The organism is Amycolatopsis azurea DSM 43854 (genome assembly GCF_001995215.1).
In the GTDB taxonomy this organism is placed as follows: Bacteria; Actinomycetota; Actinomycetes; order Mycobacteriales; family Pseudonocardiaceae; genus Amycolatopsis; species Amycolatopsis azurea.
This window is the reverse complement of sequence record NZ_MUXN01000013.1, coordinates 53465-65235: the sequence shown is the minus strand read 5'-3', so window position 1 is coordinate 65235 and position 11771 is coordinate 53465. Positions and strand designations below refer to the sequence as shown.

The following is an 11771-nucleotide window of genomic DNA, read 5'->3' as shown; positions in this document are numbered from 1 at the left end:
GGGTGACCAGTGCGACGGTGTACGACTTGGCGACGAAGGACCTGGATCCTCCGTTCGCGGTTGTCGACTTGGATGCGTTCGACGCGAACGGCGCCGACCTGCTGAGGCGAGCGAACGGCAAGCCGATCCGCGTGGTCAGCAAATCCGTCCGGTGCCGGTATCTGCTGGAACGGGTGCTCGCGCGGCCGGGCTTCGAAGGTCTCATGTGCTACTCGCTCGCCGAAGCGGTCTGGCACGTCGAGCAAGGGACGTCCGACGACATCGTGGTGGCGTACCCGACCGCCGACCACGGCGCGCTGCGGCGGCTCGCGGCGGACGACCGGGCGCGCGCGGCGATCTCGATCATGGTCGATTCGCCCGAACACCTGGATCTGGTCGATGCCGCGCTGGGGCAAGGACATCCCGAGATCCGCGTCTGTCTCGAACTCGACGCTTCGTGGCGGCCGCTGCCCGGAGTGCACATCGGCACCAGGCGCTCGCCGGTGTTCAGCCCGCGACAGGCCGCGGATCTGGCGCGGACCATCTTGTCCCGCAAGGGTTTCCGGCTCGTCGGGATGATGGCGTACGAAGGTCAGATCGCCGGGCTCGGCGACGCGGCGGGCAGTGGGCTCAAGAACTCGGCCATCGGCTGGATGCAGCGGAAGTCCATTGTGGAAATCGCGAAACGCCGCGCGGCCGCGGTGAAGGCCGTGCGGGCCTTGGCGGATCTGGAGTTCGTCAACGGTGGCGGCAGCGGCAGCGTGGAATCGACCGGCGCCGAAGCGGCGGTCACCGAAATCGCGGCGGGCTCCGGTCTGATCGGGCCGACCCTCTTCGACGGCTACGCGCACTTCTCGCCGCGCCCGGCCGCGATGTTCGCGCTGCCTGTCGTCCGGCGTCCGGCACCGAAGGTCGCGACGCTCTTCTCAGGCGGCTACATCGCTTCAGGCCCTACGGAGTCTTCGCGCCAGCCCAAGCCTTACCTGCCCGAAGGTCTCTCGCTGCTCGGCTTCGAAGGCGCCGGTGAAGTGCAGACCCCCGTTTCCGGCGAAGCGGCCCGCCACCTGCGGCTCGGCGACCGCGTCTGGCTGCGTCACGCGAAGGCCGGCGAACTCGCCGAACGCTTCACGCACTACCACGTCGTCATCGGCGACCGCGTCGACCGGACCGTCCCCACCTACCGAGGCGAGTCCCAAAACTTCGGCTGACCCGCCGGACCCCACCCCCCACCGCTCCCAGGGGGGCGCGCCCCGCACCAGCGTATCGGGAGGGGGTGTCGGGGAAGGGGGTCCGGAGGTGGGAGGGGCGAGGTTGTCCACAACTGTGGGTGGGTGTGGACAGGTTGTGTGGATAACTGGATAAGGCCAGGTCAGACTGGGTAAAGGCGTGGTTGGTGGGGGTTGTGTGACTGGTGAGGCTCGGGCTCCGGGCATCGGCGGACACGAATGGAGCAAGGGGGATCCGCCGGTGACGGAAGGGGTCCCGAGCGCCACGCACGGGACGTTCAACGTCTCAAGCGTGGCGCTCGGGACACCCGCCCGGAGCCCTCAAGAAGCCTCAGAGCCTCAAGCCCCGAATTTGCTCGCCAGGTAGCCCTTCACGACCGACTTCGCCTCCGCCACGATCCGCTCGTCCCCGCGTGGGTCACGGCGGAAAGCCAGCTTCAGCAGCGCGTCCGCCGTCTCGTTCGCGATCGTCAAAGCGAACCGGATGTCGTCCAGCGGCGACGGGATCCGCGCCGAAAGGATGTCGGTGAGCGCGTCCACGATGACGGCGTTGTTGTCGCGGGTCTCGTCCAGCAGCTGCCGGTCCACGACGTCACCGAAGTGGACCTTCGAGAATCCCGGGACCTCGCGGTGCATGTCGAGGTAGATGTCCAGGATCGAGTCCACGACATCCCACCAGTGTTCGGGCGCGAGCTCGTTCAGCGTCTCCGACACCGACGCGACGAACCGTTCGAGATTGCGTTGCGTCAGCGCCTGCACGACGGCCCGCTTGTCGGGGAAGAACTGGTACAGCGACCCGACGGCCACTCCGGCGCGTTTCGCGATCAGCGTGGTCGTCAAGGCGTCGTAACCGAGTTCGTCGATCAGCTGGGCGCTGGCATCGAGCATCTGCTCCACCCGCTTGGCACTGCGTTGCTGGACGGGCTGCCGCCGCAACGGAGTCGTCTCCGTTTGCGGTTTCGCGGCCTGGATGTCGGACACTCGGGCTCCTCCTTCGCTGATCTGCGACTTTATCGTGCCGACGGGGTTCCCCACGGTCGAGTGAAGGCATAGTATCTGAGAACTTTTCATGTTCGGCCGAGTCTGAAGAGGAAAGGTGCGTAGCCGGTGGAGAATCCGACCTTCCCGTCCGATTTCCTGTGGGGTGTTTCGACCTCCGCCTTCCAGATCGAGGGGGCGACGGGGGAAGGCGGCCGAGGACAGTCCATTTGGGACACGTTCACCGAAACGGAGGGAAAGATCGCGCGGGCCGAACACGCCAGGGTGGCCGCCGACCACTTCCACCGCTTCCGCGAGGACATCGCCCTGATGGCCGAACTCGGCGTCGGCGCGTACCGGCTGTCCTTCGCCTGGCCCAGGATCCAGCCCGACGGCGAAGGCAAACCGAACGCCGAAGGCCTTGCCTTCTATGACGAACTGATCGACGAGGTCTGCGCCGCCGGCATCGCGCCGACGGGGACGCTCTTCCACTGGGACCTCCCGCAGGCGCTCGAGGACAAGGGCGGCTGGCTCTCCCGTGATACCGCTGAACGCTTCGCGGAGTACGCCGCCATCCTGGGCGAGCGGTTCTCCGATCGGGTGAAAATGTGGATCCCGCTCAACGAGCCCATGGTCATGTCGATCTTCGGTTACGCGATCGGTGAGTACGCCCCCGGCAAGACGCTCCTGCTCGACGCCCTGCCCACCGCGCACTACCAGAATCTCGCGCACGGACTCGCCGTCCAAGCCCTCCGCGCGGCAGGCGCCCGCGAAGTCGGCACGGCCAACAATCATTCGCCGATCTGGCCCGCCTCCGATTCGCCGGAAGACAAGGCCGCGGGCGAATGGATCGACGCCCTGATCAATCGTACTTACGCGGATCCGGTGCTCCTCGGTCGTTATCCCGAACAAGTCGTCGAACATCTCCCGAAGGATTTCGCCGACGATCTGCCCACCATCGCGCAGCCGCTCGACTTCTACGGGGTGAATTACTACGAGCCGCAGGGCGTCGCCGCGCCCGGTGAAGGCAACCCGCTGCCCTTCGAGCTTCGCGCGATCGAGGGATATCCCATGACCACCAACGATTCCCCGATCGTCCCGCACGGGCTGCGCGAGCTGCTCGTCGGCTTCCACGACCGCTACCGGGAGCATCTCCCGCCCGTCCACATCACCGAGAACGGATGCAGTTTCGACGACGTCGTCGCCGAGGACGGACACGTCCACGACCAGGAACGCATCGACTTCCTCGACAGCCACCTCGTCGCGGTGCGTGAGGCGATGGACGCCGGCGTCGACGTCCGCGGGTACTTCGTCTGGTCGCTGATGGACAACTTCGAATGGTCGAAGGGCTACCAGCCGCGCTTCGGTCTCGTGCACATCGACTACGAGACACAGAAGCGGACGCCGAAGGATTCCTTCGGCTGGTACCGGAAGCTGATCCGCCATGAGTGAGGTCAGGGATCTGCCCGAGGCGCTCGCCGAGCCGGTCGCCCGGGTCCGCGCGGGCTGGATGAGCCTGCTGTTCTTCGCGAACATCGCGCTCTGGCTCGGGGTCTACGCGCCCATCCAGGTACTCCTGCCGAAACAGGCCGAAATCCTGGACGCGGCCAACAAGGAGGCCGTGTTCAGTCTCGTCACCGGGGTCGGCGCGGTCGTCGCGCTGATCGCCAACCCGGTCGTCGGCCTGCTCTCGGACCGCACCTGTCACGCCCGCGGCCGCCGTCATCCGTGGACGGTCGTGGGCGCGGCGATCGCCGCGGCCGGACTGCTCGTCCTCGCGTTCGCGCCGAACGTCGCGGTCATGGTGCTCGGCTGGTGCCTCGTCCAGGCGGGCCTGAACGGAATGCTCGCGATGCTGGTCTCGGCGATCGCGGACCGGGTGCCCGTGCCGCAGCGCGCACAGGTCGGCGGGCTGGTCGGCATCGCCCAGATGCTCGGGACCGTGCTCGGCGCGGTGGTGGTCGTGGTGATGCTCGACCTCGCCGGGCTTCCGCTGGGCTACGCGGTGTGCGCCGCCATCGTGCTGGCGGGCGCGGCGGCGTTCGTCCTGCGCACGCCGGACGCGCGGCTGCCGGTCGCGTTCCGGCCCTCCGCGCGGACCCGGGACGTGCTGAGGAACCTGTGGATCTCGCCGCGGCGGCATCCGGACTTCGCCTGGGCGTGGGGCTGTCACTTCATGATCAACCTCGGCAACGCCTTCGGCACCCTGTACCTGCTGTTCTTCCTCAAGGACGCGGTGCACTACGAAGACCCGGACACCGGCCTGCTGATCATGATGGGGCTCTACGGCGCCGCCCTCATTGTCGGCGCGCTCATCGCCGGGCACTTCTCCGACAAGTCCGGGCGGCGCAAGCCCTACGTCCTCGCCGCGTCGGCGGTGATGGCCGTCGCCGCGCTGCTGCTGGTCGTCTGGCAGAACTGGACGGCCGCGCTCACGGCGTCGCCGCTGCTGGGTGTCGGGTTCGGCGCGTACATGGCCGTCGCGCTGGCGATGCTCACGCAGGTGCTGCCCGCCGCGCAGGACCGGGCGAAGGACCTCGGGGTCATCAACATCGCGAACTCGCTGCCGCAGGTGGTGGCGCCGATGCTGACCGCGCCGATCCTGGCCTACCTGGGTGGGTATCCGAGCCTCTTCGCGGCTTCGGCGCTGTCCACCGTCGTCGCCGCGGTGCTGGTCACGCGGGTGAAAACGGTCAATTGACAGAAATGTTGGAGACCGCGGACCGATGCCGGTCGGGGGAGGGGAGTGCAACGGCACCGGCCCGCGGGGTTCGGGGGATGACAGCGCGGCCGTCGGGGGCGGGTATCGCGCTGCGTTTGTGATCATGAATCTAGCGACCGATTACTGCGTTCGCTAGGTGTTCTGCCGATAATTTTCGATTAATCGCGGTGGGGACCGGGATGATTACCGAGAGCGGCTCGTCACGTTCGGGGGTACGCGCGAACCGCTGCCGGCGAAGGCGAGCTCATGGCGTGGTTGCCGAGGGGGCGCTCGGACCGCCGTTCACTCGCCGGCTTCTCAAGCTGTGATGGCGGGACGACGCGGGTTGACCAGCGCGTGCCTGCCGGTGGTTTCGGCGGGGCTGACGCGGGTCTGCCCGGGAACGCGCTGGGTGGCCGCGGTCTGCTGGGGGGCGAGGCCACCGGCGACCAGGTGCTCGTGCGCGACCTGCCATACCGAGCAGGGGGCCTTGCACTTGTGCCAGCGGGTCGAGCAGGTGGGGCAGTCCCCGCGCTCGTCGGGCTCGTGCGCCTGGAGCATCGCGCGCCAGCCTTCGGTCAGCCGGGGGAGCTCCGAGCGGGCGACCGACACGAGCGACTGCGCGTCGGCCCGGGTCGCGAGATCGGAGAGCATGTCGAGGCGTTCCCAAACCGCGTTGCGGAGGACTTGCCCTAGGACCTGATCCACGGAGAACTCACCGTTACCTTTCCGCCATCTTGGCGGCTTCGTTGAGCGCCGCCCTGAGCTGTCCGAGCTGGCCGGACGTCAGGCGCGCCGTCTCTCCTGGGGGCGAGACGAGAACCACCTGGTTGTCTTCGACGAACACGGTGACGGCGCGTTCACGGCTGATGAGATCGCCGCACTGCACGCGCCAGATCAGTTGTCCGCCTTCATAACGGCGCACACTCGCGGTACGGGGGTCGACCGGGGCGGAAGGAGAGACCGGGCGGTTGGCTCCGGGGGCGAGGCCGACCGCCTGCTGACCGGCGGGGCCGGCCGCACGCAGGTGGCGCGTGGCCATACCGGGCCGTCCCGCGGGGATGGAGCCTGTTGCGATCGAGTCCACGAACTCCACTGGCTCTTCTCCGCTCTCTCGTTCCACGTCGTCTTCGTATCCGCGTGTCCGCACCTGTAGGGGGTTCGGAGACTTGGTAGCTCTCTGTGATCGCTGCCGGTGGCTGGTCGGTCACGGAGATCTGACAACTACAGTGATGTGAAACCGAGTGCGATAGAAGGTGGAACCGCCGTCATAGCGGTGACCGGACGAGGTTTCACGGTAAGCGGTCAAACGACTTCTGCCGGGCCGATCACGACGGGCGATCCGGTGTTTCGCACGGTTGAATAGGTGTGCCTACGCTGTTTCTCGACCCCAACGGAACTGTGAGGGGGCGCAATGGACGCCAGTATCGGTGGCGGCGCTGTCGCCGGCTTGGACGCGAACTCCGCGAACACTTCGGGCCGCCAGAGTCACCCCGTGCCGCCGGATGCCTGGGAACAGGCGGAAATGCGGGCGGCGCTGGCGACACGGGAGATCTCCTCCGTGTACCGCCTGTTGCGCAAGCACGGTGTTTCGCAGCGTCAGATCGCCGCGATGACCGGCCAGTCGCAGTCCGAGGTGTCCGAGATCCTCAAAGGTCGCCAGGTGATGGCGTACGACGTGCTCACCCGCATCGCTGACGGCCTGGGTGTCCCGCGGGGATACATGGGTCTCGCCTATGACGAGGCGACAGCGATAAAGGTCGTCGGCGCCGCCGACGGCCAGCAGGCGGAGGAGGACGAGTCCGTGAAGCGACGGAGGTTCCTCGCGCACGCCGCCCAGGTCACGATGGGTGCGGCGGTGTTCGGTCCGGAATCGGGGACATGGTCGTCGGGGCCGGCTAAAACGCCCGCCCCAGGGCGGATCGGCATGACCGACGTCCGCCAGGTGGAAGCCGCCACCAGAGCGCTCCGGTCCCTCGACTACCAGTACGGCGGCGGTTTCTGCCGCGACGCCGTGGTCGCGCAGCTGTCCTGGGGACAGCAGATGCTCGAGTCCAACGGCACCGAAATGGTCAAGAACCGGCTGTACGTCGCGCTCGCCGACCTGCACAGCCTGGCGGGCTGGACGTCGTTCGACACCGGCCTCATGGACTCGGCTCGTGGCCACTTCGCGAACGCGCTCGACCTGGCCAAACAGGGCGACAACCACCCGCTGGTGGCCAACGTCCTCTACCGGATGGGCCGCGTCTACCTGCACCAGGACGCCCCGAACGACGCGCTGAAACTGTTCCAGCTCGGCCAGATCGCCGCCCAGGAATCGGGCTCCGAGCTGGCGGTCGCCGTGCTCTGCGCCAACGAGGCCTGGGCCTACGCGATGATGGGCAACGAGGAACAGGCCACGAAGCTGCTCGGCCGGAGCAAGGACGAATTCGCCCGCGCCGACCTGGCCGAGGCCGAATCCTGGGTCAAGTTCTTCACCGAGACCGACGTCTACGCCATGATCGGCACCGTGCACACCGTGCTCGCCGCGAAGAACGCCGAGCACACCAAGTACGCGATCCCGGCGCTGACCAAGGCCGTCGAGTCCTACGACGACGACATGGCCCGCAGCAAGACGTTCATGCTCAGCGCGCTGGCCACGAACCACCTGCTCGAAGGCGATCTCGATCATGGCGCCAAGGTGGGCTCGAAGGCCGTCGACTGTGCCGAGGGCATCAAGTCGGAGCGGGTGAAGGACCGGATGCGGCCGCTGCAGGTCGAGGCGGAACGCCGCCGGAACAACGCGGACGCCCGTGACCTCGCCGACCGCCTCAACTCCTTCTACGCCGCCTGAGCAGGGCCGGTTCACGCCCGGCAAACTGCGTGACGCCCTGGGGCGGACGTGCGAAGTGCTGGGCGTGGACCCCGACGGCGCCCGGCTGCTGAGGTTCACCAACAACGCCGTCTACGAGCTGGCGAGCGCGCCGTTCGTCGTCCGGATCGTCGGTTCCACCCTGCTGCGGCACCGCGTCGGCACGGTCGTACGGGTCGCGCGGCATTTCGAACGGCACGACGTGCCTGCCATCCGCCTGGTTCCCGGCGTCGAGCAGCCGCTGCCGGTCGGCGAGCATCTCGTGACGGTCTGGTGGAAGGTGCCGGAGACCGGCCGGAAGGCGAGGTCGGCCGACCTCGCGGCGCTGCTGCGCGGGGTCCACGCGCTCGAACCGCCCCAGGGGCTGGCCGAATGGGCGCCGTTCGCCGCGGTCCGCGCCCGGGTTTCGGACGCGGAGGAGCTGTCCTCCGGTGACCGGCGGTTCCTCCTGGAGCGCTGCGCCGAGGTCGAAGCCGCCCTCGCGACGCTCGACTTCCCCCTGCCCAGGGGCCTCGTCCACGGCGACGCGCACACCGGGAACGTGATCTCCGGCCCGGACGGACCGGTGCTGTGTGATTTCGATTCGTCCTGTGTCGGCCCGCCGGAATGGGATCTCACGCCGCTCGCCGTCGGCCATGAACGGTTCGGTGATCCACCTGCCCGCTATCGCGTGTTCGCCGAGCGGTACGGATTCGACGTGACCACCTGGTCCGGATTCCCGGTACTGCGCGCGATCCGTGAACTGAAGCTCACCACGAGTGTTCTCCCGATTCTTCGCAGTCACCCCGGCGTACGGGATGAGCTGCGAAAACGGTTGGACGATCTGCGGAACGGACATACCGGCGCGCGCTGGAACCGGTATCGATGACTCACCCGGAACACTCATCTGCACGTGCATTCGCCGACGCCGAATGACCGTTCGTCGCTTGTCCGAATTCGTCGATCAATCGGTGACGAATTCGCCCGGGCTAATCACTTCTATTGGCTCAGCACTCCCCCAAATGTGCAACTTGCAGCTACGCTGAGTTATTTAGCGCGCGGGGTTCACCTCGTCGTAGGTGCACCGATCGATATCGTCGGCTCACGGCTGTTCCAAACGCCTACGCAGCGCGTCGGCTTCCGGCCTGCCGAGGCCGACGAAAATCGGCAGTGCCCGGTCGAAGAGGCTCCGGGCTTCGTCCGGATTCCCCTCCGCCTCGGCGATCTCGCCGAACGCGGTGAGCGCCCTGGCCACCTCGAACCGCGATCCGCGCGCCTCCATGGTGGCGCGGGCGGGTTCCAGCTCGGCCCGCGCCGCCGCGAGATCCCCGGTGACCGTGAGGGCCCGGCCGAGTTCGATCCGGGCGCGGGCCACGTTGTAGTCGTCGCCTTCGAGGACGTCGCGAGCGCGGGTGAGGTCGGCGATCGCGGACTCGGGCTGTCCGGCGCGGACGCGGGTCGCGCCGAGGTTGATCAACGCCAGCCCGATGTCGTGCCGTCGCTCCAGCCGTTCGCTGAGCACCTTGTCCTCGGTGAACCACTCGATCGCGTCGTCGAGCCTGCCCTGCTGGAGGGCGACCAGGCCGAGTCCTTCGACCGACCGGATCTCGACGACGCCGTTCCCCGCCGTCCGCGCGGCTTCGCGACCCGCCGTGTAGTGCCCGACGGCTTCGTCGTAGCGGCCGGTGCCGCGGCAGGCGGCGCCGCTGCGGTTGTGCATCAGCGCCTCCGCGGACGCGTTGCCCCAGGTCCGCGCGCAGCGCATGCCTGCCTGGCTCACCCGCAGGAAGTCCGGATAGTGCTTGCGCAGCAGGAAAAGCGGCCACATCGCGGCGGCGAGCTGCCAGCCGAGCTCGGGCAGCTGCCCGAGCTCCGCGGCTTCGATCGCGGCGATGAGGTTCTCGCGCTCCAGTTCGAGCCAGGCGAGTTTCTCGTCGGGCGAGTCGAACGAGAGCGGCGACGGCGGCCGGTACTCGTAGCGGTACGGGATCGGATCCTGATCGGGGACGGTCAGGTCCGTGGTCGCGGAGGCGGTGAAGAGGTACCACTCGAGCATGCGGCGCAGCGCGAGGTCGCGGTCGTACTCGTTGCCCGCCGTCTTCTCCTTGGCGTGCAGCCGCGCGAGATCGTGGAAGGTGTACCGGTCGTCGCCGCGGTCGATCAGCAGCCCGACGTCGACGAGCTGGTCCAGCAGGTCGTCGGCGACCTCGGGGCGGACGGCGATCGACGCGGCCGCCACGCCGGTACCGAAGTCGGGACCGGGGTGGAGCCCGAGTGCCGCGTACAGCGCGGCCGCGTCCGAGGGGAGTTCGTCGTAGGACAGGTTGAAGCTGGCTTCCACCGATTGCGCCTCTTTCGTCGAGAGCGTGGCCAGTCGACGATATTCCTTCCCCAGCTCGGTGGCGATCTTCTCCAGCGACATCTTGGGCCGCCCGGCCAGCTTGGCGCTGACCGTGGTGAGGGCGATCGGCAGGCCGCCGCACAGGTCGGCGATGGCCCGCGCCTGGTCGGCTTCGGCACCGACCCGCTCGGCGCCGAGGGCACGTCCGAGCAGTTCGGCGCTGTGCGCGGAACCGAAGGGGGACAGCTCGATCAGCTTCGCGCGATGCTCGGTCTGGAGCTTGCCCAGGCGGCGTCTCGAAGTCACGATCACGAGGCTCTCCGCGCCGGCGGGCAGAAGAGGAAGTACCTGATCGGTCGAAGCCGCGTTGTCGAGCAGGACGAGCAAAGGACGGTCGGCGGTCGTCGTGCGGTACAGCGCGGTGAGCTCCTCGACGCCCGCGGGTAGTCCCTCCGGCGGGACACCCAGCGCCCGGAGGAACCGGCCGAGCGCTTCGTTCGTCGTCAGCGGGCCGTTGGTGCTGAACCCGCCGAGGTCCGCCCACAGGTGCCCGTCCGGGAAACGGTCACCGAGCCGACGGCCCCACGCGGTGGCCAGCGCCGTCTTCCCGATCCCGCCCTGGCCGCTGATCAGGTGCACCGACGGCCCGTCGGTGTCGTCCTGGGCCAGCAGCTCTTCGAGCAGGGCGAGTTCGGCCGAGCGGTTGGTGAAGTGCGCGGGCGCGGGCGGAAGCTGCCGGGGCCCCGAACTCACCTGTCTGGTGAGCCGGACCGCCGATCGCTGGCGCGGCACCTGCGGAGTGCTGATTTCGCTGTCACCCGGCAACGGGCCGCCCATTTACCATCCCCTCATCGGGTTAACCCCAGCGATCGCGTAGAGCATCCCGGTGAAGGCCCGGAGAGGACAGCGAAACCGGCCAAATGCGGCCGGATGGAGCAAGCGGTGTCACAGCTGGAAAAAATTCTCACCATGATGTCGAGACCGGTGTGACGGCTCCGTCCCCGGGGCGATCGCGGCCGACGTGGCCGCACGCACCAGGAGGACGGACATGCGCAAGCTCATCGTTCAGCAGTGGGTCACCGTCGACGGCATCGTCGCGGACGAGGACGGCGGGCTCGGCTTCGTACCGGGGGAGCCCTTCTCCGAGAAGACCGAGCCCGCGTTCAAGGCGAGCGTGATGGGGCTCGTCGATTCGGTCGACACGATGATCCTCGGCGCGAACACCTACGCGATGGCCAAGGACTACTGGCCCTACGCCGAAGAGCAGGGCGAGTACGGCGAAAAGGTCAACGCGCTGGCCAAGGTCGTCGCGTCGTCGAAGCTCGACGACGCTCCCTGGGGCGACTTCCCCGCCGCGACCGTGACCCGCGATCCGGCCGCCACCATCCGGGAACTCAAGGAACAGGACGGCAAGGCCCTCTGGCTGTGGGGGAGCCTGACGCTCATGCGGTCGCTGCTGGACGCCGGCCTCGTCGACGAGGTCCGGATGATGGTCGCCCCCGTGTCGCTCGGCAAGGGGACGCGCCTTTTCGAGGATCGGCGGGACCTGAAGCCGGTCGAGGCCACGGCGTTCGAAAACGGCGTGGCGATCCTGCGGTACGAGGTGAAGAACCATTGAGGGGTAAGGCGAATCTGGCGGGTGGGTCCACTGGCGAGCAGGCCGGAACCGGTCCGCGAGGAGTCGGCCACCACTTCTGCTGTCCATAAAGGACGAAT

Annotated in this window: 10 protein-coding genes; 6 read left to right on the top strand and 4 right to left on the bottom strand. The window is 68.1% G+C overall.

Annotated features, from left to right (window positions below):
* Positions 1-2 precede the first annotated feature (2 nt).
* Positions 3-1187, top strand: coding sequence for an amino acid deaminase/aldolase (locus B0293_RS17655; protein WP_005161707.1), 1185 nt, complete (start codon positions 3-5; stop codon positions 1185-1187).
* A 357-nt stretch (positions 1188-1544) separates the two neighbouring features.
* On the opposite strand, the gene B0293_RS17650 is transcribed toward B0293_RS17655, so the two are convergent.
* Positions 1545-2186: a TetR/AcrR family transcriptional regulator gene (locus B0293_RS17650; RefSeq protein WP_005161704.1), complete on the bottom strand. Its 642-nt coding sequence runs from the start codon at positions 2184-2186 to the stop codon at positions 1545-1547.
* 126 nt (positions 2187-2312) lie between these two features.
* Between B0293_RS17650 and B0293_RS17645 the strand changes: the two genes are divergently transcribed.
* The gene (locus tag B0293_RS17645; RefSeq protein ID WP_005161702.1) at positions 2313-3635 is read left to right on the top strand and encodes a GH1 family beta-glucosidase; all 1323 of its coding nucleotides are present in this window, start codon (positions 2313-2315) and stop codon (positions 3633-3635) included.
* Positions 3628-4884 carry an MFS transporter gene (locus B0293_RS17640; RefSeq protein WP_005161700.1) on the top strand — a complete coding sequence of 419 codons (1257 nt, stop codon included), beginning with the start codon at positions 3628-3630 and terminating at the stop codon, positions 4882-4884. Before B0293_RS17645 ends, B0293_RS17640 begins: the two co-directional genes overlap by 8 nt.
* Before the next feature lie 318 nt (positions 4885-5202).
* Here B0293_RS17640 and B0293_RS17635 read toward each other — a convergent pair whose 3' ends face one another.
* Entirely contained in the window at positions 5203-5592 is a 390-nt protein-coding gene (locus tag B0293_RS17635) for a hypothetical protein (protein ID WP_039919014.1), read from the bottom strand.
* A gap of 13 nt (positions 5593-5605) precedes the next feature.
* Positions 5606-5980 (bottom strand): hypothetical protein, encoded by a 375-nt coding sequence (locus B0293_RS17630; RefSeq protein WP_039919013.1) that lies wholly within the window; start codon positions 5978-5980, stop codon positions 5606-5608.
* Between the two features lie 318 nt (positions 5981-6298).
* On the opposite strand from B0293_RS17630, the gene B0293_RS17625 reads away from it, so the two are divergent.
* Both B0293_RS17625 and B0293_RS17620 read left to right on the top strand, forming a co-directional pair.
* Positions 6299-7717, top strand: coding sequence for a helix-turn-helix transcriptional regulator (locus tag B0293_RS17625; protein WP_005161694.1), 1419 nt, complete (start codon positions 6299-6301; stop codon positions 7715-7717).
* Positions 7677-8603 (top strand): aminoglycoside phosphotransferase family protein, encoded by a 927-nt coding sequence (locus tag B0293_RS17620; RefSeq protein ID WP_280620892.1) that lies wholly within the window; start codon positions 7677-7679, stop codon positions 8601-8603. The genes B0293_RS17625 and B0293_RS17620 overlap by 41 nt, the downstream gene beginning before the upstream one ends.
* Before the next feature lie 213 nt (positions 8604-8816).
* Here B0293_RS17620 and B0293_RS17615 read toward each other — a convergent pair whose 3' ends face one another.
* A complete protein-coding gene (locus B0293_RS17615) occupies positions 8817-10892 on the bottom strand; it encodes a tetratricopeptide repeat protein (protein ID WP_005161689.1) in 2076 nt (691 codons plus the stop codon).
* 211 nt (positions 10893-11103) lie between these two features.
* Here B0293_RS17615 and B0293_RS17610 point away from each other — a divergent pair, with 211 nt between their 5' ends.
* Complete coding sequence (locus B0293_RS17610; protein WP_005161687.1) at positions 11104-11673, top strand: dihydrofolate reductase family protein; 570 nt, start codon at positions 11104-11106, stop codon at positions 11671-11673.
* The last annotated feature ends 98 nt before the right edge of the window (positions 11674-11771 follow it).

Excerpts from the sequence above, each read along its gene's own strand:
- B0293_RS17640 (WP_005161700.1), top strand. The coding sequence starts at position 3,628 with ATGAGTGAGGTCAGGGATCTGCCCGAGGCGCTCGCCGAGCCGGTCGCC.
- B0293_RS17625 (WP_005161694.1), top strand. The coding sequence starts at position 6,299 with ATGGACGCCAGTATCGGTGGCGGCGCTGTCGCCGGCTTGGACGCGAAC.
- B0293_RS17615 (WP_005161689.1), bottom strand. The coding sequence starts at position 10,892 with ATGGGCGGCCCGTTGCCGGGTGACAGCGAAATCAGCACTCCGCAGGTG.
- B0293_RS17610 (WP_005161687.1), top strand. The coding sequence starts at position 11,104 with ATGCGCAAGCTCATCGTTCAGCAGTGGGTCACCGTCGACGGCATCGTC.